This is a genomic window from Pseudomonas sp. St316 (assembly GCF_018325905.1).
GTDB lineage: Bacteria > Pseudomonadota > Gammaproteobacteria > Pseudomonadales > Pseudomonadaceae > Aquipseudomonas.
The window spans coordinates 3889864-3912327 of sequence record NZ_AP021901.1; the positions used below are offsets into that span (position 1 = coordinate 3889864).

The window sequence follows — 22464 nt, forward strand, 5'->3', positions numbered from 1 at the left end:
TTTTCAAGACTTTGAAATGGACCAAGCAAGCATGAACAACATCGAAGACATCTATTCCCTTTCGCCGACCCAGCACGGCCTGTTGTTCCACAGCGTCTATGAACCGGATTCGCGGGTGTATTACCAGCAGTTGAGCCTGGACATGAACGGCCCGCTGCAACTGAACGCGTTTCGCGGTGCCTGGCAGGCGCTGATGCAGCGCCACGCGGTACTGCGCAGTGCGTTTCTCTGGGAAGAACTGGACGATGCCTACCAGGTGGTGCAACAGGAAGTGGCATTGCCCCTGACCGAACTGGACTGGCAAGACCACGCCGAGCCACAAGCCGCGCTGGAACAGTTGGCACTGGAGCAGCGGGCGCAACCCCTGGAACTGAATGACTCGCCGCTGATGCGCGTGTGCCTGGTGCGCCTGGCCCCGAGCGCTGGCACCTGATCTGGACCTTCCATCACATCCTCATGGACGGCTGGAGCGTCGGCATTGCCGTCCAGGAGTGGCTGGCGCTGTACTACGAACAAGCCCATGGCCGCCCCGCCGACCTGGCGCCGACCCGCCCTTACCGGGACTACATCGCCTGGCTGGCGGAACAGGACATGGCCGCCACCGAAGGGTTCTGGCGCGAGCAGCTGCACGACGTCAGCGAGCCGACCCCGCTGCCCACCTTCGCCGTACGCCAGGCAGCACCTGCAGGGGCACCGTTCGCCGAACGGGAAAGTCTGCTGACGGCCAGCGAAACCGAGCAACTGGCCCACTTCGCCCGTCAGAACGACCTGACCATCAACACCCTGATCCAGGGCGCCTGGGCGCTGCTGCTGGGCCAACACGCCGGGCGTGACGACGTGGTCTATGGCGTCACCGTCGCCGGGCGTCCGGAGAACCTGGCGGCAGTGGACAGCACCGTCGGGCTATTCATCAATACATTGCCGCTGCGTGTGCAATGGGCTGACGAGCCGACGCTGGTAACCTGGCTGCAACACTTGCAGCAAGCCAACAGCGATCTGCGTCACCACGCCTATTTGCCGCTGGGCAAGCTCAAGTCGATGACGCGCATCGCCGCCGAACAGGCGCTGTTCGATTCGATCCTGGTGTTCGAGAACTTCCCGGTCACCGACGCGCTCAACCAGGACACCGGCGGCTTGAGCTTCAGTGCCCCGAGCAGCGAGCAGCAAGCCGACGGCATTACCCTCACCCAAGGCCGCAACCACTTCCCACTGTCGCTGATCGTGGTGCCGGACAAACAACTGCACTACCTGATCAGCTACGACCGCAGTCGCTTCAGCGATGCCGAGGTCGCAGTGTTGTCGGCACAATTGCGCGCCATCCTGTTGGCGATGACGGCGCAAGCGCAGTGCCGGGTCAGCGAGCTTGAATGGCTGAGCCCTGAAGAACGCCAGCAACTGCTCGTGCAGGGCCGCGGCGTGCAACTGCCGGTGCCGCATGTGTGCCTGCACCAGTGCTTTGAACAACAGGTGGCCGCTCACCCGGAACACCTGGCTGTCCGCGACCGTCATGTCGCCCTGACCTACCGTGAACTGGACCTGCAGGCCAACCGCCTCAGCCAGTATTTGCGCGCCCAGGGCATCGGCCACGACAGCGTCGTGGCACTGGCCCTGGAACGCAGCGCCGAATTCGTGATTGCCCTGCTGGCCACCCTCAAGGCCGGCGCCGCCTATCTGCCATTGGACCTCAAGCAGCCCGCCGGGCGCCTGGCCGATGTGCTGGTGGACAGCCGCGCCGCGCTGCTGATTGGCGCTGCCGCCTCGCCCCTGCTCAAAGGCCTGGCCGAACACACGCCGACGTTGTGGCTGGCGGAACACGCCGACGCCATCGCCTCCCAACCAGACACGCCACCGGCCGTGGCCCACAGCCCGACTGACGCCGCCTACGTGATCTACACCTCGGGCTCCACCGGCACCCCCAAGGGTGTGGTGGTCGAGCACCAGTCCATCGTCGATTACCTGACGGCGGTGCACGCGGTACTCAACCCTCCGCCGGCGGCCCGTTACGGCTTGCTGTCGAGCATCGCCGCCGATCTGGGCCACACCCAGCTGTTCGGCGCCCTGTGCAGTGGCGCCAGCTTGTTGCTGGTGGATGAAGACAGCGGTTTCAGCCCCCTGGCACTGGCCGAATTCTTCGAGCAACACCCGGTGGATGTGCTGAAGATCACCCCAAGCCATCTGGCCGGCCTGTTGCAGGCGCTGCCCGATGCCCGCCTGTTGCCGCGCGCCCTGCTGGTCTTCGGTGGCGACGCCCTCAGCCCGACGCTGCTGGAACAGGTCAACCGCCTGGCACCCGGGCTTCGGGTGTTCAATCACTATGGGCCGAGCGAAGCGACGGTCGGGGCAATTGCCACCGAACTGCCCGCGGGCCTGCGCAGCATCGCCCTTGGCCGACCGCTGCCGAACCGTCAACTGCAGGTGGTGGATGCCAACGGTCGGCTGGTGCCCACCGGGGTGTCCGGTGAGTTGCTGATCAACGGCGCCCTGGCCCGGGGTTACCTGCACCGCCTGGACCTGACCGCTGAACGCTTCCACCTCGACGCCGATCAGCAACGCTGGTACCGCACTGGCGACCGCGTGCGCTGGCAAGTGGACGGCCAATTGGCATTCCTCGGCCGGGTCGACAGCCAGGTCAAGATCCGTGGCAACCGCCTGGAGCTGGGCGAAGTCGAGGCGCAGCTCAAGCGTCTGTCGCCGCTGATCGAACTGGCGCTGGTCCGCGCCGTGGAACTGGACGGTAGCCTGCGCCTGGTGGCCTACCTGGTCGCCAGCCAGTCGCTGTCCGCCACCAAGCTGCGTAACGACCTCGCTGCGCGGGTGCCGGACTACATGGTGCCGGCACACTTCATCACCCTCGACGAACTGCCCCTGACCCGTAACGGCAAGGTCGATGTCCAGCGCCTGCCGCTCCCGCAAAAACCCACGGACGACAGCGCCACCCACGTTGCCCCGCGCAATGAAGTCGAAGCGCAACTGGCCGCCATCTGGCAGGAGGTGCTGAAACTTGAGCGTGTCGGCGTGCATGACAACTTCTTCGCCCTGGGCGGTGACTCGATCATCAACTTGCAGATCATCGCTCGCGCCAACCAGCAAGGGCTGAAACTCACGCCCCGCCAGCTCTTCGAAAACCGCACCATCGCCGATATCGCCCGGGTGCTGGGCGCCGATGCCAGCCAGGGCGCGGCACAGGCGATTGCCGATGGCTATGACCTGCCGCTGGCCGCCGGGCAACTGGCCCGTTTGCAACAAGGGCCATTGCATGCGACTTGGCGTTGCGTGGCGCTGACCCAGGCGATCGATAGCGAGCTGCTGAGCCAGGCCATCGTCGCCTTGCAGCAGCACCACCAGGCCCTGCGCCTGGCGCTCAAGGCCCTGCCGGAAGGCGAGTGGCAGCAACGGATACTGGTCGCGGCCAAGGCCCCGGTCATCACCACCGAGACACTTGAAGCCAGCACCCCGGCGCAACTGCAAGCCCTGGCCCAGGCCGGTGTCGACGCGCTGGACTTGAACGCCGGCCAAACCCTGCACGCCAGCTTGCTGGAGGTAAACGGCAAACATTCGCTGCTGCTGGCCGCTCATCCGCTGTGCCTGGACGAAGCGTCCTGGGCACTGCTGCTGACGGACCTCAACCTGGCCTTGGCGCAACTGCGTTATCAGCGGCCAGTACGCCTGTCCTACACCGGTGGAGATTTCACCCAGTGGACACGGCACCAGCAGGCTCACGCACAGGGCGATGCCCTGGACGACGCCTGGGAACATTGGCTGCAATACGCGGGCCTGGAACCGCTGCAACTGCCTGACAGCCAGCAACCGGACAGCGTGATCGAACAGACCCTGGCAGCCGCCACCTCAGGCGAACTCAAGCGCCTGGGCGAAGTGCTGCAACTGGACTGGAACAGCCTGCTGGCCGCCGCCGTGGTCGAACAGTGCCGTGAACTGTGCGGCAACGGCCTGATCGCGCTGAGCGTGCACGGCGCCCGGCCGAGTGTCGAACGCTTGCCGGTCGCTGCGCCGATTGCCGTGGCCGACCTCGACCCGGCGCGCGTCGTGGGGCCGTTGGCACTGGCGGTGCCGTATTTCCTCCAGCCCGAAGGCGACAGTCTGCTGCAACGCTTGCAGGCACTGGCCGCGCAGATGCGCGCCTACCCGCAACACGGCGTCGACTATGGCGCCCTGCGCTACCTGTCGGACAACACCTACCTGCAAGAACCGCTGCGCGACCTGCCGGCGGCCTCGGTCGCCATTCGCTGGCTGGGAAACTTCGACAGCCATCGCGAAGAGCGTGGCATCCTGGCCCAGGTTGAAGCCGCAAGCCCATCGGCGGCTTCGCCTTGCCCACTGACCCTGGACGCCTGGTGGCAGGATGACCGCCTGCACCTGCGCAGCCTGGGTACCCTCGCCGCCGACTGGGCACCGCGCCTTGCTCAACGCTTGAGCGAACTCGCCGGGCTCGTCGCCACACCGGACCTGCGCCCTGCCAGCCAGGCATTCGCGCTGTGCCACAAACAAGCGGCGACCCTGACGTCCGAGCCGCTGGACTGGTTGAACATCGAAGACGTCTACCCGCTGTCGTCGATGCAACAGGGCATGCTCCTGCACACCCTGTTGCAACCCCACAGCGGCATCTACCTGATGCAACAACGCTACAGCTGGGACGGGGTATTGCAACGCCCGGCGATGGAAGCGGCGTGGCAGCTGTTTCTCGAGCGCCATCCGATGATGCGGACCGCCTTCTGGTGGCAGGACGACCATGAGCCGCTGCAATGCGTGTACCGCCAAACGCATCGGGCGTTCGACTGGCAGGACCTGCGCCATCTCGACGAAGAGCAGCAGCGCCTGGCCATGGACCAAGCCCTCGAAGCACAACGCCTGCAAGGTTTCGACATGGCCGGTGCGCCACTGACCCACTTGCGGGTGTTCCAACTCGACGAGCGACGCTTCGCCGTGGTGCGCAGCTTCCACCACATCCTGACCGACGCCTGGTGCTTCGGCCTGCTGATGGAAGACCTGTTGGCGATCTACCAGGCCATCGTGCGCCAGGAGCCTGTTGCCCGTGCGCGCTTGCGCTCGTTCCGCGGCTACATGAGCTGGCTGGAACGCCATGACATGGCCGCCGCACACGCGTTCTGGCAGGCCGAAATGGCCGGCTTCAGCGAGCCGACGCCACTGCATGTGGACAGCCCCGTGGCCGGCCCGGAACAGGCGCCGGAACAGGTCGGCGACTTCGACCAGACCCTGAGCATCGCCCAGACCCAGCGTCTGCAGCAGTTGTGCCAGCAATACCAACTGACCCCCAACACCTGGATCCAGGGTGCGTGGGCGCTGTTGCTGTCACGCTACAGTGGCAACCGCGACGTGCTGTTTGGCGTGACCGTCGCCGGCCGCCCGACTGACCTCGCCGGTGTAGAAGAAATGGTCGGGCTGTTCATCAACAGCTTGCCACTGCGCATCGATGTCGACCCAGAAGCGCCAGTGGCGGACTGGTTGCAGGCGCTGCTGTCCCACAATGCGCAATTGCGCGAACACGAAAGCGCGTCGCTGGTGGACATTCAGCGTTGCAGCCAAGTGCCGCGCGGCCAGCAGTTGTTCGACAGCCTGGTGGTGTTCGAGAACGCGCCACTGGATATCAGCAGCGTGCAACTGGACGCCTTCAGCATCGACATCTACGAAGACCGGGTCCACACCAACTTCCCGATGACGGTGGTGTTGTACCCCGGCGACCGCCTGGGCATTCGCTTGTCCTACGACAGCCAGCGTTTCAGCACTGACACCGTACAACGCATGCTTGGGCACTTGGTGCAGCTGCTTTCGGGCATGTTGGACACACCGCAAGCGCCCCTGGGCAGCCTGCACATGCTGCCCGAGGCGGAACGTCGGCAGTTGCAGGTCGACTGCAACCGAAGCGACGTCGACTTCCCACTGGAGCGCGGCTATGCAGCGCTGTTCGCTGAACAAGTGCGCAACCGCCCGCAGCACCTGGCCGCCGTATGCCAGGGACAATCGCTGACCTACGCCGAACTGGATCGCCGCGCCAACGCCATCGCCCATGCGCTGCAAGGCGCCGGTGCCGGCCCGGAAACCCTGGTGGCGCTGTTCGCTGAGCGTGGCCTGGCCTTGCTGACGATGATGATCGCCACGCTCAAGGTCGGCGCCGCGTTCCAGTCCCTGGACATTCAACAGCCCCACGCACGCCTGGCGGAGCTGCTGGAGCTCGGTGACGCGCCGCTGCTGCTGGTGTGCGAGCGCGCGACGACAACGCTGGACAACGTCCTGCCGCAGATGCACAAGCAACCCACCTGCCTGATCGCCCAGGCGCTCTGGCAAGGCCGTGAACAGCCGCCAGTCAGCTATGCGCACACCCCCGAGCAACTGGCCTACGTGATCTTCACCTCGGGCTCCACTGGCACGCCAAAAGGCGTCATGGTCGAGCAACGGGGGATGCTCAACAACATGTTCGGCAAGGTCCCGAGCCTGGGCCTGGGTGAGCACGACCGCATCGCCCAGACGGCTTCGGCGGCGTTCGATATCAGCGTCTGGCAGTTCCTCGCCGCGCCGCTGTTCGGCGCCACCGTGCACATTCTTCCCGATGCCCAGGCCCACGACCCGGTGGCCCTGCTCGATGCTGTCGAGGATCAGCGACTGACGCTGCTGGAAACCGTGCCGGCGTTGATTCGCGGCATGCTCCAGGAAAGCCAGGCGCACCACAGCCTGGCGAGCCTGCGCTGGCTGCTGCCCACTGGCGAAGCACTGCCTCCGGCCCTGGCCCGGGATTGGTTCGCACGCTTCCCGGCGATCCCCTTGATGAATGCCTACGGTCCGGCCGAATGCTCGGACGACGTTGCTTTCCACCCCATCACCGAAGCCCCGGCCGACGACTGTCTGCACATGCCCATCGGCAAGCCGACCGCCAATAACCAGGTGTTCGTCCTCGACTCGGCGCTGCGCATGGTCCCCATCGGCGTACCCGGCGAGTTGTGCATCGGCGGTGTCGGCGTGGGTCGCGGTTACCTGCGCGACCCGCAACGCACCCGCGAAGCCTTTGTCCCACACCCGTTCCAGGCCGATGCGCGTCTGTATCGCAGCGGTGACATCGGCCGGATGCGCGCCGACGGTGTGATCGAATACCTCGGCCGTCGCGACCAGCAAGTGAAGATTCGTGGCCACCGCATCGAGCTGGGCGAGATCGAAAACCGCCTGATGCAACACTCGGCGGTGGACAGCGCGGCGGTGCTGGCGCTGCCCGACGCCCGCGGTGCGTTGCAACTGGTGGCCTGGTATGTGCTCGACGAAACGGCCGACCTGGGCGGTGAGTCCGCGCAACAGGTCTTGAGCGCTTACCTGGGCCAGCAATTGGCAAGCTACATGATTCCGGCCCGTTGGCTGGCTCTTGGGCAATTGCCGCTCAATGCCAATGGCAAGGTCGACCGTCGCGCCCTCGCCGCCCTGGATATGCCCCAGGACGAGACAGCACAGGCGCAAGGCACGGCACCGCGCACGCCAACCGAGAAAGTGCTCGCCGAACTCTGGCAGGAAATCCTCGGCCTGGACCACGTCGGTGCGCATGACGACTTCTTCGCCATCGGCGGTCACTCGCTGCTGGCCACCCAGGTGTTGTCGCGGATACGTCGACGGTTGAACGTGAACCTGCCACTGCGCACGCTGTTCGAGCGTGGCACCCTCGAACAATTGGCCGAAGCGGTCGATCAGCAGAGCAACGCCCAGACCGAAGCCGACGGCGACACCGAGATGGCCCTGGCGCCGCGCAACCGGCCGTTGCCGCTGTCCTACAGCCAACAACGGTTGTGGTTCCTGGATCGCTTCGAAGGCCCGAGTGCTGCCTACAACATGACCACCACCGTCAGGCTGCGTGGCGCGCTGGACATCACGGCTCTGCAAGGGGCCTTGCAGGCCGTCCTGGAACGCCATGAATCCTTGCGGACGGCGTTCCACCTCCACGGCGACCAACCTTGCCAAGTCATCAGCCCCGCGCCGCGGGTTGACTTGACGCCGACCGAGCTGAGTCACCTCGACAGCGAGCAGCAGGCGCAAACCCTGCAACGCCTGATCGATGAACAGGCCGCACGCCCGTTCGATCTGCAACAGGCACCGATGCTGCGCGCCAACCTGCTGCGCCTGGGCGCCGATGATCATGTGCTGCAACTGGTGCTGCATCACATCGCCACCGACGCCTGGTCCATGGGCATCCTGATGCAGGAGCTGATCGTCGGGTACCAGGCCCGCACCAGCGGTTCGACACCGGTGCTGCCGGTGTTGCCGATCCAGTTCGCCGACTATGCCTACTGGCAACGCAGCGAAGCGCAACAGCGCCTGCTGGCACGGGCAATCGACTACTGGCGCCGCCAGCTCGACGGCGCGCCAACGCTGATCCCGCTGCCGCTGGACCAGCCACGCCCGGCGCGCCCCGACTACCAGGGGGCGGCGCTGGAGCAACGCTTCACCGCGGCCCAGACACAGGCGCTCAAGACCTATGCGCAAGCGCAACGGGCGACGCTGTTCATGGTCTTGCTCAATGCCTTCAACAGCCTCCTGCAGCGGGCCACCGGGGCCAACGACTTCATCGTCGGCACCGACCTGGCCAACCGCGAGCATCCGGCCCTGGAACATCTCATCGGCTTCTTCGTCAACGTGTTGCCGATCCGTGCCCGCCTGAGCGAGGGCGAAACCTTTGACGCCCGCCTGCAACGCTTGCGCGAGGACTGCCTGTCGGCGTTCCAGCACCAGCAGGTGCCGTTCGACAAGCTGGTCGAGGAGTTGCAGCCGCCGCGTACGCCGGGGGTCAACCCACTGGTCCAGGTGCTGTTCGTCATGCAGAACACGCCCAGCGGCAATGCCAGCCTGCCGGACCTTGAGGTGGAACACCTGGTATCGCGCCAGGAGAGCAGCAAGTTCGACCTCGCCGTGTTCGTCGAAGAGGACGAAGAACAAGGCCTGAACGTACGTTGGGTGTATCGCACCAGCGTGTTGCAGGAACAGACCATCCAGCGCCTCGAACAAGGCTTCGAGCACCTGCTGGAGCAGATCGTCTGCGCCCCGGCGCAGGCGCTGGACCAGTGGGCGTGGCGCCTGGAAGGCAGCAACGCCAGCGCGCCATCCCAGCCTGATTCGGCGCTCGACGAGGCCACGGCCCGCAGCGCGCGCAAGCAGTCGAAACTGAGCAAGCTCAAGCAGACCCGTGCAACCGCCGTAAGCCACGTGGCCCACGAGCAGGTCCGTACCCGCACCCTCGACGCCGGGCAAGCCTTGCCGTTGGTGATCGAGCCGTTGCTCGGCGACCTGGACCCGGTGCATTGGGCGCTGCAAGCCCGGGAATGGATCAATACCCAGTTGCGGACCCACGGTGGCCTGCTGTTCCGGGGTTTCAACCTGCCGGATGCCGCCGCCTTTGAACAGTTCGCCCAAGCCATTGAACCCGATCTTTACGGGACCTACGGCGACCTGCCGAAAAACACCTCGGGCAAGAACATCTACCACTCCACGCCGTACCCGGAACAGCACATGATTCTCTTCCACAACGAGAGCTCCCATCTGCCGCAGTGGCCACGCAAGCAGTGGTTCTATTGCGAAACGCCGGCACCGCGTGGCGGCTGCACGCCCATCGTCGATTGCCGGCAGGTGTTGGCGCGCTTGCCCGAGGACATCGTCGCTCGCTTCAAGGCCCTGGGGCTGCTTTATGTGCGGCACTTCACCGACAAGCTGGATGTGCGCTGGCAGGACTTCTTCAAGACCGAACAGCGCGAGGAAGTGGAGCGCCAATGCCTGGCGTCGGGCATGCGCTGGGAATGGCTGGGGGCCGACAACCTGCGGATCGCCCAGCATTGCCCGGCCATCGTCGCGCATCCCGATACCTTGGAGCTGTCGTTCTTCAACCAGGTGCAACTGCACCACACCGCCTGCCTGGAGCCGGAAGTGCGCAGCAACCTGATCAGCCTGTTCGGCCCCGGACACCTGCCCCGCAACGTGTACTACGGCGACGGCAGCGTGATCGAGGACGCGGTGATGCAGGTGATCGGCGAGGCCTATGAAGACTGCGCGGTACGTTTCAGTTGGCAAAAGGGTGACATGGTAATGCTGGACAATATGTTGGTGGCCCACGCCCGGGATCCTTTCGAGGGCGAGCGCAAGATCTGTGTCGCCATGGGCCAGATGATGCGCCGCGAACAATTGACCGGCGGCCTGCCCGACGCGCTGCCGGCGCAGAATGCGGAGGTGCAGGCATGAGCGCCTTCGAGAAACGTGAAGAAGCCTTCGCCCTCTCACCGCAACAACGCAGCCAGTGGTTGGCGGGGTTGCCCGCGGTGCGTCTGGAACTGGAAATAAACGGCCCATTGGCCTTGGAACGCCTGCACCAGCGGCTCGTCGCCCTGAGCGCTTGCCACGAGGCCCTGCGCCTGCGGTTGCGGCCTGAACCGGGCCTGCTGACGCCGTTGCAGGTGGTGGAATCCACGGTCATGGTCGCGGACGCCATCAGCGTTGAGGTGCAAGCGGTCGGTAACGATCGGCACCGGGTAACGCTGCAATTGCCAGCGCTGAGCGCCGATCGCGGGACCTTGTTGCGCCTGGCACAGGCTTTGGGCTCGACGGATGCACCAGCGGTGGATGACGAGGCCATGACCTATACCCAGTACAGCGCCTGGCTCTACGAATTGCAGGCCGATGAAGACGCCGAACCTGGTCGGCGCTTCTGGGCCAGCCAGGTCCTGGACGAGCCGGTCGCCAGCGAGTTGCTCTACCGCCAGGTTCGCAGCGACCGCCCCGACGCCTCAGTCACCACTCGACTGAGCGCCACCGCGCAGTTGAGCATGGCCCTGGACAGCTTTTGCCAGCGTCACGACGCATCGCCCGAGCAGGTCTTGATGACGGCCTGGGGCGTGCTGTTGCAGCGCCTGAGTACCGGCGACAGTCCGGCTCTGACCTTGAACTGGGTCCACGATTGCCGCGACGACTATGAAGAACTCGCCGACTGCTGGGGCTTGTTCGCCAAGCCCCTGCCCCTGCGCTGGCAACCAGCGGCGGACAGCCATTTCGCCCAGGCGCTGGCGAACCTGCAGGTGCTATGCGAACAAGCCACGGAATGGCAGGAATACTGCGGCGTCAGCGCCGCACTGCCAGCCGACGCTGCGCCGTACGGCTTCCAATGGGGTGGTCGACTGCCCGATAGGCTCGACACCCTCGGCAGCCTGGCATCGACACTCACGGTGCTGGACGTACAGGCCATCCCCGCGGGCATGGAGCTGCTGCTGGTGGCCGAAACCACCGCTGGCGGCTATCGCCTGAACCTCTGCCACCTGCCGAGCCGCTACAGCGAGCAAGCCGCCCTGGTCTTGTTGGAACAGTTCCAATCGCTGCTGCTCGATGCCCTCGCCAACCCGGGCAAGCCCTTGGCCGAGCTGTCATTGCAGTCGTCGAGTTTCACCGCGACGCTGGCCGCCCTGCAGGCGCCAGTCGACGTCGCGGCACTGCCGTTTACCAGCGTGCCGGCGAGCTTCGATGCGTGTGCTGCGCAGTTCCCCGAGCACTTGGCCCTGCGCGACCACAACGAGCAACTGAGCTACGTCCAATTGCAGGCCCGCAGCAACCAACTGGCGCATTACCTGCGCGCTCAAGGCGTGGGTCGCGAAGATCGCGTGGCGTTGTACCTGGATCGCTCGGCGCAGATGGTCCTGGCCATGCTCGCCGTGCTCAAGAGCGGCGCGGCGTTCGTCCCCCTGGACGTACATCAGCCGGCACAGCGCTCCCTGGCCATCCTGCAACAGGCGCAGCCCGTCTTCGTCCTGAGTGGTTCGGCCGGCAGCGCCCCTGCGTTGCCCGCCATCGGCAACCTCGACCTGCGTGATGAAGCGACCTGGCAGCAAGCACCCGCCACGGCAATCGACGTCGAGATCCAAGCCCGGGACGCGGCTTACGTGCTGTTCACCTCCGGCAGCACCGGCACACCCAAAGGCGTCATCGTCGAGCATCGGCAGCTCGCCAGTTATGTCGCCAGCGTCTCCCGACGCCTGGCGCTGGCGCCCGGCGAACGCAGTGCGGTGGTCACTTCCCTGGCCGCAGACCTGGGCTACACGTTGCTGTTCCCGACACTGCTCAGCGGCGGCGAATTGCACCTGCTGGACAAGGAAACGGCGATGGACGCCCAGGCCTGGGCTGCCTGGCAGGCGCAGTACCCGATCGACCACCTGAAGATTGTGCCGTCGTTGCTCGACGCCTGGTTGATTCACGCCCAAAGCGCTGCCGTGTTGCCGCGCAAGCAATTGATCGTCGGGGGCGAAAGCTGTTCGCGGCGCCTGTTGCAAAGCATTCGCGACCTCGCGCCGACGCTGGCGGTCTTCAACCATTACGGCCCGACCGAAACCACGGTTGGCGTGGTGATGCACAAAGCCGAACCAGCCATGGACTATCGCCGCCTGCCCCTCAGCGACCGTCTCGACGGCATGCGCCTGTACCTGCTCGACGAGCAGCAAGCGCTGGCCAGCCCCGGCCAAAGCGCCGAACTGTATATCGCCGGCCCGCAACTGGCCCGCGGTTACCTGGACGCGCAACAAAACGCTGGGCGTTTTATCGAACTGGCGCAACTGCCGGGCGAACGCCTCTATCGCACCGGTGACCTGGCCCGCTATCGCCATGACGGCAGCCTGGAAATCACCGGACGCGCCGACCGCCAGGTAAAAATCCGTGGTTTCCGCGTAGAGCTCGACGAGATCCAGGCACAGCTGACCGGCCTTCCCGGTGTGGCCCAAGCTGCGGTGGAGTGCATCCCCCGAGGCGAGCTCGGCCAGCAACTGTTCGCCTTCATGACCCTGGCGCCCGGGCATTCAACCACGGTCGCCCGGCTGCATGGCCAGGCCCAGGATTGCTTGCCGGACTACATGCTGCCTACCCTGCGGATCGTCGAAGCCTTGCCACTGATGGGCAACGGCAAGCTCGACCGCAAGACCTTGCAGCAATGGGCCGATAAAGTCCTCGACACGGTCGGCAGTGCCTTGCCGCGTACACCGCTGGAAGCCTTGCTCGCCGAGGTCTGGGCCCAGGTGCTGGGCCTGGAACGGGTGGGCATCGACGATGATTTCTTCGAACTCGGCGGCCACTCCCTGGCGGCGGTGACGCTGGCCAGTCGCTTGCAGACCGCGCTGTCGGCACCGGTGACGGTCAATGCGGTGTTCAACGCCCCGAGCGTCTCGGCGTTTGCGGCGCTGGTACAGGCCGAACTCAAGCTCTCGCCGCTGGTCCGGCTGTCGGCGCCCAACGCCGTTGAAGCCGCCAACCTGTTCTGCTTCCACCCCTCCACCGGCCACGTGCAGGATTACCGCACGTTGCTGGCGCCGCTTTCGGGCTGGCATGTCTGGGGCTTGCAGGCGGCGTACCTGGGCGACGACAGCACAGCGCTGGGCGGCGACATCGAGAGCCTCGGCGCGCTTTATGTCGAGCACCTGCGCCAGCAGCAACCGCAGGGGCCTTATCACCTGCTGGGCTTCTCCCTCGGCGGCCTGCTCGCGATTGCCGCGGCCGCGCACTTGGAAAGCCAGGGCGAAGAAGTGGCGTTCCTCGGTATCATCGACTCGCAATACCAGCATCAGGCGCCGGAAAACAGCGTCGAAGCACTGCTGGAAACAGCTTCCCAAGCACTGACACCGGACAGCCAGGCCGTGCTGCGCCAGCTGCCGGAGCCGATCACGGCTGCGTTGCTGGCGCAACTGGACGCCCTGCCCCCAGCGGCACGCCTGCCCGAACTGGTCCAGTGGGCACGGCAACAAGGCCTGCAACTCGATGGCGACAGTTGGGAGCATTTGCAAACGCGGCTGCACTACCAGCAGCATACGCAGCATCTGCTGGCGAGCTTCAAACCTGCCCGGCTAAGCTGCCCGGTGCATGTCTGGTGGGCCAGCGATACCCTGGCCCTGGCTGACTTCGCCGACCCGCAGTGGGAACGCCTGAGCAGTGGGCCATTGACCCGCGAGGTCATCGCAGCACAACACCTCACCATCCTTGAGCAACGCGCCTTGCATGAACAATTGGCGGCGCGCCTCACGGCCATTGCTACACACGGAGCGGTTTGAAATGGATCTGTTGTTACTCATGGCTAAACGCTCATGGCGCGCACTGCTGGTGGCGACCCTGACGGGGCTGACCTGCGGCCTCGCAGCGGCCAGCCTGATCGCCAACATCAACCACAGCCTGGAGGTGTTCGATAAACTGCGCCCGGTGGATGGCCTGCTCTTCGCCGGCCTCGTGGTATTGGTCGCGGTGTCGCGGATCATCTCCGACATCAGCCTGCTACGCCTGGGCCAGGCCGCGGTCAACGACATGCGTCTGCACCTGAGCGCCAAGCTGATCGACACGCCCTACGCGCAATTGCAGCGCCTGGGCAAACATCGCCTGCTGGCAATGCTCACCGACGATACGCAAACCATCAGCCAGGCGGTGGAGTTGGTGCCGATCCTGCTGGTCAACGTCGGGATCATCGCCGCGTGCCTCGGCTACCTGGGCTGGCTCAGCATGCCGCTGCTGGGCCTGACGCTGCTGCTGATCGCCCTGGGCAGCCTGAGCTTTCACTGGCCGCAACGCCGGGCACTGACCTCGATCTCCCGCGCTCGCGAGCTCAAGGACCAGTTGTTCAATCAATATCGCCTGCTCACCGATGGCAGCAAGGAACTGCAACTCAACCATCCACGCAGGCAACATTTCTTCACCCGCCTGCTGATACCGGTGAGCCAGCAATACCGCCGCGATTTCGTACGCGGCATGAGCATCTACGCCCTGGTCCTGAACTGGGGCAATGCGGTGTTCTACATGCTGATCGGCGTGGTGCTGTTCGCCGCGCCGCATTTCATCGACCTGGGCGTGAACCTGGTCACTGGCTATATCCTGGCGATCCTCTACATGATCACGCCGCTGTCGGAACTGATGCACGCCTTGCCGACCCTCGGCCGGGCCAGCGTGGCCCTGAACAAGATCCGCGCCCTGGAAGGCCAGATGCAAACCGCTGACGAGGGTATCGAGACGATCTCGCCGACCCAGGTCCGCAGGCTGGTGTGCCGCCAGGTCAGCCACACTTACTATCGCGAGCGCGAGGACGGGCATTTCACCCTGGGGCCCATCGACCTGACCCTCAATGCCGGCGAAGTGGTGTTCCTCACCGGCGGCAACGGCAGCGGCAAGACCACCCTGGCCATGCTGCTGACCGGGCTGTACCGGCCGGAAAGCGGCGACATCATGCTCGACGAACAAGTGTCCTCGAACAACGACAACCACCATTACCGGCAACACTTCTCGGCGATCTTCACCGACTTCTGCCTGTTCGAAAACCTGTTCGATGGCGACGATCCACACCTGGTGAAACAGGCACAGGATTACCTGGTGCACTTGCAACTGGACCACAAGGTGAAAATCGAGGAAGGCAAGCTGACGACGCTGGCGCTGTCCACCGGGCAGCGCAAGCGCCTGGCGCTGCTCAGCGCGTACCTGGATGATCGCCCTTGCTACCTGTTCGACGAATGGGCCGCCGACCAGGATCCGGTGTTCAAGCACTTTTTCTACACCCGGATCCTGCCGGACCTGCGCGAGCGCGGCAAACTGTTGATCGTCATCTCCCACGACGACGCCTACTTCGGCCTGGCCGACCGGGTGATTCGCGTCGAGCATGGCAACGTCAACGAAATCGCTCCCAAGCCTTACGCCGCGCCCCTGGCGCAAATGCTGTCCACTTGAGCATGCGCCCACGATTGGAGGGCAGCCCCCAGCCTGAATGTGGGAGCGCGCTGGCTCGCGATGGCGTCGACACATTCAGCATTGATGCAAGCTGAGCCACCGCTATCGCGAGCAAGCTCGCTCCCACAGGGCGAGGCTGTGCCAGAAAAAAGCCCTACCTGCGCTCAACCCTACTCATAGATGTATTGCAGGTAGCTGATCTGTTCAGCCACCGGCAGGCGGTGCAGCTTGGGGCAGGATTCGCAGAGCACCGGCGGTTGGCCTTCGACCGGTTCGTGCAGTTGGTAATGCAGGCAGCAATGCCGGCGCAAGGGCAAGCTGGGGCAAATCTGCGGCGCCGGTGATTCGACCATGCGTTGCAAGCCCCGCAACTTCAAGCGGCCGTTGTTCACGGTGACCTGTTCCAGCCACTGGTGCGCCTCGGCGAAACCGTCCCTGGACAGGTCGGGGTCCATCCTGGCGAACGCGCCGTCCCAGATGGCGACGAAGTTGCCCCACAATATCTTCGGAGCCAGGCCGCCGGCGGCGGCCAAGGTGCTGAACAGCGGCGCCAGGTGCTCGTGGATCAATCGCGACCAGTACGCGGCACGATCATCCACCTCCAAAGCCGACAGCCCGGTAGCCAGGTCCAGCGCCGCAGGTTGACCGTCGTCGTGCAGCAGCCGCGCGTCCTCGCCCCAGAACTCGATGGCGCAGTGACGCGTCAGTACGCAGGCCAGGGTTGCCGGCAGGACAATGCTCATGTAGTTCATCGACCACTGCGATACCACGGCGGCGCGGTTCACCCCGGGTAACGCAGGGCAAACCGGCTCAGCAAGGGTTGCAGTACGGCAGGCTCGGCAAGCTGGCTCAACGCGATGGCAGGCTGGTCGCCAGGTGCCTGCCGGATAACCCGCTGTATCGGCGGCCAGGCCTGGTTAAGCCATTCTGGAAATTCGATAACGGGGCTCCCGTGGCTTTCCCTAATTAATGCAAACGATTAGCATTGGCTGATCCTATCCTCCCGCCCCGGCAAACTCAACGTCGTTAGCGACCAGGCTTACCAAGACCCCATGCACACACTTCGCAATTTCTGGCGTCTCGCGCGGCCTTTCTGGGCCTCCGAGGAAAAGTACCCGGCCCTGTTGCTGTTGTTGGCCACCGTGCTGATGACCCTGTGCCTGGTCGGCGTCAATATCCTCACCAATTTCTGGAACCTGCATTTCTATAACGCCTTGCAGGCCCTGGATTACCACGGCTTCCTGGTGGGCAGCCTGCAATTCATCCTGCTGCAGATCGGCATGGCCGCCTTCACCGTGGGTGCGTTCCACTTCCAGCAGAAGCTGACCATCCGCTGGCGGCGCTGGGCGACTCGCAACCTGCTCGATCAATGGCTGGGCAGCCAGCGCTACCAGAAACTGAAGCTGACCGAGACCGACGTCGACAACCCCGATCAGCGGATCGCCGAGGACATCGACCTGTTTATCGTCAAGTCACTCAAGTTGAGCCTGGGCCTGTTGACGTCGGTGGTGTCGCTGTTTTCCTTCCTGCATATCCTCTGGCAGGCCTCCAGCCTCGTCAGTGTGCCGTTCAACGACCAATCGGTGGTCATTCCCGGGCTGCTGGTGTGGGTCGCCTTGGTGTATGCGCTGGCGGGCACTGGCCTGGCCTTCTGGCTGGGCCGCGCGCTGCCCAGCCTCAATTTCATGCAACAGCGGCGTGAAGCGGATTTTCGTTTCTCGCTCATCCGCCTGCGGGAGAACGCTGATTCGGTGGCGCAATACCGGGGCGAGGTCGTGGAGAACGAACGCTTCAACCAACGCCTGGAGGCGGCGCTGGAAAATTTCTGGGCGCTGGTGAAGAAACAGAAGCTGATCATGGGCTACTCGACTTTCTACTTGCGCAGCGCGACGGTCATTCCGATGTTCATCATGGCGCCACAGTTCTTTGCCGGCGCCTTTCCCCTCGGCCGCCTGACCCAGATAAGCGCGGCCTTCGGCGAAGTGCACGCGGCCATCGCCTACCTGGTGAGCGTGTTCCCGGAGCTGTCGGAATGGAAGTCGGTGATCGACCGGCTGGTCGGTTTCCAGGAGCGCCTGGAGAACGTTGAGGTCAAGTCCCAGGTCAGGCACGAGCAACAGGCCAGCGGCCTCGACATCAAGGACCTGGACATCTGGCTGCCGAACGGCCGGCCGTTGTTCAAAGGCTTCAACCTTTCCCTCAAGCCCGGTGACAGCCTGATGATCAGCGCGCCGTCCGGTTACGGCAAATCGACGCTGATCCGCACGATTACCGGGCTTTGGCATCACGCTCGCGGTTCAAGTTGTTATGACCGTGAGCGCGCCCTGACACTTTCGCAAAAACCCTACCTGCCGTTGGGCAGCCTGCGCGACGCGCTCTGGTACCCCAACCCACCCCGTGGCGAAGAGGATGACGCGCTGCGTCAGGTCATGGCGCAAGTCGGCCTGCAACACCTGGCCGCTCAGTTGGACCAGGAACGGGACTGGGCGCAGACCCTCAGCGTCGGCGAACAGCAACGCTGTGCATTCGTCAGGGCCCTGCTGGCCCGCCCTACGGTGCTGTTTCTCGACGAGAGCAGCTCGGCACTGGATGCGGCAAACGAAGCGCGCTGCTATCAACTGCTCAAGCAAACACTGCCGGACACGATCCTGATCAGCGTCGGGCACAGCGCCTCCCTGGAGCACTTCCATTGGCACGTCCTGGAACTGCAGGACGAGGCGCAGTGGGTGCATCGCAAGGTCAAACAAGCGGTGTAAGAACGTAGGAGCTGTAGGAGCTGTCGAGTGAAACGAGGCTGCGATCTTTCCAAACTCAATTGAGTCGAGAGCGAAAGATCAAAATCAAAATCAAAAGATCGCAGGCTTCGCCAGCGCCTACAGCGAAAACAAGCCCCTTCCTGCGCGACACAACATCCCTGTTCACACATTGGCATGCAGAGTTTGTGGTCTATAGTTCCTGACAGATCCAGAGTTTCGCTCGGGCCATAGGAGCAACACCCCCTCGAGCCGCAACCATGTCGGATGCCCACCAGCCTTCGGTAGTGACTAATGCAGGGAGCACACCATGCCGATCCAGCGGCCTGAGACACTGAGGTTGGCCCCTGGCCCTGCCCATCATGCAGAGATGGACGGCGATACCGAGGCCAGCGTGTTTCGACGCGGCTTCGACCAGGCCAAGGAAGCCTACATTCTGTTCCCGCTGCTGGCCGCGCTGCTGTTGCTGGCCATCTGGACCGCCACCCTGTACCTGATCAAGGTTGAACATCTTCGCGCGCAACAGAGCGCCGCGACGGCGAGCCTGGAGATGGGCGCCACCTACGAAGCGCAAATGTTGCGCGCCATTCACGAAATCGATCAAACCCTCAAGCTGGTCAAATACACCTACGAGGCCGAGGGCGAGCCCAATCCCCTGCGTCGGCTCCAGGAGCGAGCCTTGTTGCCGCCGGCCTTGGTGTTTGACGTCAGCGTGGTCAACCCGGACGGCAAGCTCGTGGCGAGCACGCGGGTCAACGACCTGGAAAATATCGCTGACCCGGATGAGCAGCAAACGCTGCGGCACAGCGACTCATTGTCCATCAGTCACCCGTGGAAAAGCCCAGTCACCGGAGAATGGCGCCTGCGTTTCAGCCGGCGACTCGACGCGGCGGATGGCGGGCTTGCCGGGATCGCCAGGGTCGAGGTCGATGCCGCCTATTTCGTCAGCAGCTACGACGCCTCGAAACTCGGCGACCAGGGTGCGCTCGGACTCCTTGGCACCGACGGCATCTTCCGCGTACGGCGCACCGGGGAAACGGTACTGGCCGGCGACACGGTCGATTACAGCGCGGTGGTGCCAGACGCCGAAAACACCGAGGCCGTGCTCTCGGTCAATGGATGGGACGGGGTGCGACGCTACACCAGTGCCCGTCAGCTCTACGACTTTCCGTTGGCGGTGATTGTCGGGTTGTCCGAGCAAGAGCAACTGGCCGCGGTGAACCTGCAGGCGCGTACCTATCTCTGGCGCGCTGCGGGCGGCAGCCTGGTGCTGGTGTTGTTGGTGAGCCTGCTCGCCCGGATGAGCTGGCAACTGGCGCAAAGCCGTTTGCGCGCCGCCGAAGCCCAGACGCAACTGGCCGCGGCCGCCCGCCAGGCCGGCATGGCCGAAATCGCCACCAACGTCCTGCACAACGTGGGTAACGTGCTCAACAGCGTGAATATCTCCGCCGACCTGGTCACCCGCAAGCTGCGTACCAGCAAGGCCTTGGGGCTTGGCAAGGCGGTGCAAATGATGAACGAGCATGCCGAGGATCTCGGCGACTTCATCTCCCACGACGAAAAAGGCAAGCTGCTGCCCGGCTACCTGAACCAACTGGTGGACGCGCTTGCAATCGAGCAACAGAGCATGACCGAGGAGCTCGGCCAGTTGAGTAAAAGCGTTGATCACATCAAGGAAATCGTCTCCGCCCAGCAATCGTATGCAGGCACCTCCAGCATCGCCGAAACCGTACAGATACAGGAGCTGATCGAGGATGCCCTGCGCATGAACGCCGGCATCATCGCGGCGCGCCAGATCACCGTGGTACGAAACTTTGCCGAAACGCCCTTGCTGCTGTTGGACAAGCACCGGGTGCTGCTGATCCTGGTCAATTTGATAAAAAACGCCAGCAGGGCGATGGATGACAAGCCGCAGCTTGCCCATCAAATCATTCTTCAGAGTGAGATGACCCAAGGAGACACCCTGGTGATCAAGGTCATCGACAATGGCGAAGGCATCGCGCCCGAGAACCTGACGCGAATCTTTGCCCATGGCTTTACCACGCGCAAGGATGGCCATGGTTTTGGTCTGCATAGCTGCGTCCTGGCGGCCATGGAAATGGGCGGCTCGCTGGAAGCCCACAGCGATGGCCCGGGAACCGGTGCGACCTTTACGCTCACATTGGCGCTTTAGACTACGCTTCGGTGCGTGCTAGCGCGGTTTCAGCCAACGTTACAAGGAACAGACGAATGGCGATTCATGCAACGAGGTCACGTTGACCCTATGGCGACAAGACCCAATACACTGGCCCTGGCTGTCGTGACGCTGTATGCCGGCGGCGTCAGCGCCGACACAGCCGATACATCGATGTTCTCGTTGAGCAGCTTCGGCACGGTGGGGATCGTCCATTCCAGCGAGAAAAAAGCCGACTTCACCTCCAGTATCTTCAAGCCCAACGGCGCCGGCCATTCACGCAACTGGAGCGCCGATGTCGACAGCCTGATCGGTGCTCAACTGACCGCCACCTTCACCCCGCAGCTATCGGCCGTGGTGCAGGTCATTTCGGAGCAGCGCTACGACAACAGCTACCGGCCCTTTGTCGAGTGGGCCAACATCAAGTACCAGTTCACGCCAGATTTCAACGTTCGCATTGGCCGTACCGTGTTGCCGACGTTCCTGGTGTCCGACACCCGCAAAGTCGGCTACACCCTGCCCTGGGTGCGCGCGCCCATGGAGGTCTACAGCTTGATGCCGATCTCCAGCAGCGACGGCCTCGATGGTAGCTACCGGTTTCGTGTCAATGAAATCAGCAACACCGTGCACGCTCACTACGGCCAGACCGACAGCCGTCAACCCGACGGGGTCGGCAAGGCGTTGACGAGAAATTTATGGGGGATCACCAACACCACCGAGTTCGATGCCCTCACCACACGCATCACCTACATGAAAGCCGACCTGACCTTGGAGTCGTTCAACTCACTCTTCGATACGTTCAGGGAGTTTGGTGCAGAAGGCGTCGCCATCGCCGATCGCTACGACTCCGATGACACGCCCGTCGATTTTTTCGGCGTAGGCGCCAGCTATGATCCGGGCGATTGGTTCGTCATGAGCGAATGGGGGCGTCTGGATAGCCGTTCCGGCCTGGGCAGGACCAGCGCCTGGTACATCAGTGGCGGGTACCGCATTGAAGCGTTCACCCCCTATGTCACCTACGCTCGGTCCAAGACCGAAACAGAAGTCTCCAGCCCGGGCTTGACGACATCGGCCTTGCCACCGGCCTTGGCGGGTGCTGCCGCGCAGCTCAACGGTGCGCTCAACTCTGTCCTGGGCTCAAACGAAGGCCAGCAGACCCTTTCCCTGGGCGTGCGCTGGGATTTCACCAAGAGCATGGACGCCAAACTTCAATACGATTACACACGTTTCAAGGGCAACTCGGTCGGTCCGTTGATCAACCCCCAATCGGACTTCGAGCCCGGGGGCTCATTCAACGTCATCAGCCTAGCTGTCGATTTTGTATTCTGATGGAGCGGGCCATGTGGTGTGTGAGGCTCATTGGATTCGCCGCAGCGGGGCTGGCCATGTGCGCAGCCAGCGCTGCCGTCAAGGCCGAGGTGGTCGTGGTCGTCGCCACGTCCAGCTCGGTGAAAGCGCTCGCGCGCAATCAGGTGGCGGATATTTTCCTCGGCAAGACCAGTCGTTTCCCCGACGGCGGACAAGCAATTCCCATTGACCTGACGGAAGATTCGCCGACCCGCGATGAGTTCTACACAACGTTCACGGGCAAGTCCGCCTCCCAGCTCAAGGCGCACTGGTCGAAAATCATCTTTACCGGCAGAGGCCAACCACCCCAGGCTGTTTCAAGCAGCTCGGAGGTCAAGAAGCGTGTTGCAGAGAACCCCGGCACGATTGGCTATATCGATGCTCGGGAGGTGGACGGCAGCGTCAGGGCGCTGCCGCTTGACGCGCAATGAGTACGTCATGCTGTTCACTTGAGAAAGCAGATGAATCCGT

At 63.9% G+C, this 22464-nt stretch carries 7 protein-coding genes and 1 pseudogene; 7 read left to right on the forward strand and 1 reads right to left on the reverse strand.

Annotated elements, in window-relative coordinates; genetic code table 11:
• Nucleotides 1-31 precede the first annotated feature (31 nt).
• The 3 genes and pseudogenes from KI237_RS17205 to KI237_RS17215 all read left to right on the forward strand — a co-directional run bounded on the left by KI237_RS17205 (nt 32) and on the right by KI237_RS17215 (nt 15720).
• Nucleotides 32-10236: pseudogene (locus KI237_RS17205) on the forward strand (non-ribosomal peptide synthetase).
• Nucleotides 10233-14069 (forward strand): non-ribosomal peptide synthetase, encoded by a 3837-nt coding sequence (locus KI237_RS17210; protein WP_212796283.1) that lies wholly within the window; start codon nt 10233-10235, stop codon nt 14067-14069. Before KI237_RS17205 ends, KI237_RS17210 begins: the two are co-directional and overlap by 4 nt.
• A gap of 1 nt (nt 14070) precedes the next feature.
• Entirely contained in the window at nt 14071-15720 is a 1650-nt protein-coding gene (locus KI237_RS17215) for a cyclic peptide export ABC transporter (RefSeq protein WP_212796284.1), read from the forward strand.
• Between the two features lie 170 nt (nt 15721-15890).
• On the opposite strand, the gene KI237_RS17220 is transcribed toward KI237_RS17215, so the two are convergent.
• Nucleotides 15891-16463: an IucA/IucC family C-terminal-domain containing protein gene (locus KI237_RS17220; protein ID WP_249410624.1), complete on the reverse strand. Its 573-nt coding sequence runs from the start codon at nt 16461-16463 to the stop codon at nt 15891-15893.
• Nucleotides 16464-16772: 309 nt separating this feature from the next.
• On the opposite strand from KI237_RS17220, the gene KI237_RS17225 reads away from it, so the two are divergent.
• The 4 genes from KI237_RS17225 to KI237_RS17240 all read left to right on the forward strand — a co-directional run bounded on the left by KI237_RS17225 (nt 16773) and on the right by KI237_RS17240 (nt 22424).
• On the forward strand, nt 16773-18476 hold the full coding sequence (locus tag KI237_RS17225) for an ABC transporter ATP-binding protein/permease (protein WP_212796285.1): 1704 nt from the start codon (nt 16773-16775) through the stop codon (nt 18474-18476).
• A 307-nt stretch (nt 18477-18783) separates the two neighbouring features.
• Nucleotides 18784-20646, forward strand: coding sequence for an ATP-binding protein (locus KI237_RS17230; protein ID WP_212796286.1), 1863 nt, complete (start codon nt 18784-18786; stop codon nt 20644-20646).
• A 90-nt stretch (nt 20647-20736) separates the two neighbouring features.
• Entirely contained in the window at nt 20737-21975 is a 1239-nt protein-coding gene (locus KI237_RS17235; protein ID WP_212796287.1) for a porin, read from the forward strand.
• An 11-nt stretch (nt 21976-21986) separates the two neighbouring features.
• Nucleotides 21987-22424, forward strand: coding sequence for a type 2 periplasmic-binding domain-containing protein (locus tag KI237_RS17240; RefSeq protein WP_212796288.1), 438 nt, complete (start codon nt 21987-21989; stop codon nt 22422-22424).
• The last annotated feature ends 40 nt before the right edge of the window (nt 22425-22464 follow it).

Bases quoted from the DNA above. Each gene is read 5' to 3' on its own strand.
- KI237_RS17210 (WP_212796283.1), top strand. From the start codon at position 10,233: ATGAGCGCCTTCGAGAAACGTGAAGAAGCCTTCGCCCTCTCACCGCAA.
- KI237_RS17215 (WP_212796284.1), top strand. From the start codon at position 14,071: ATGGATCTGTTGTTACTCATGGCTAAACGCTCATGGCGCGCACTGCTG.
- KI237_RS17220 (WP_249410624.1), bottom strand. From the start codon at position 16,463: ATGAGCATTGTCCTGCCGGCAACCCTGGCCTGCGTACTGACGCGTCAC.
- KI237_RS17225 (WP_212796285.1), top strand. From the start codon at position 16,773: ATGCACACACTTCGCAATTTCTGGCGTCTCGCGCGGCCTTTCTGGGCC.
- KI237_RS17230 (WP_212796286.1), top strand. From the start codon at position 18,784: ATGCCGATCCAGCGGCCTGAGACACTGAGGTTGGCCCCTGGCCCTGCC.
- KI237_RS17235 (WP_212796287.1), top strand. From the start codon at position 20,737: ATGGCGACAAGACCCAATACACTGGCCCTGGCTGTCGTGACGCTGTAT.
- KI237_RS17240 (WP_212796288.1), top strand. From the start codon at position 21,987: ATGTGGTGTGTGAGGCTCATTGGATTCGCCGCAGCGGGGCTGGCCATG.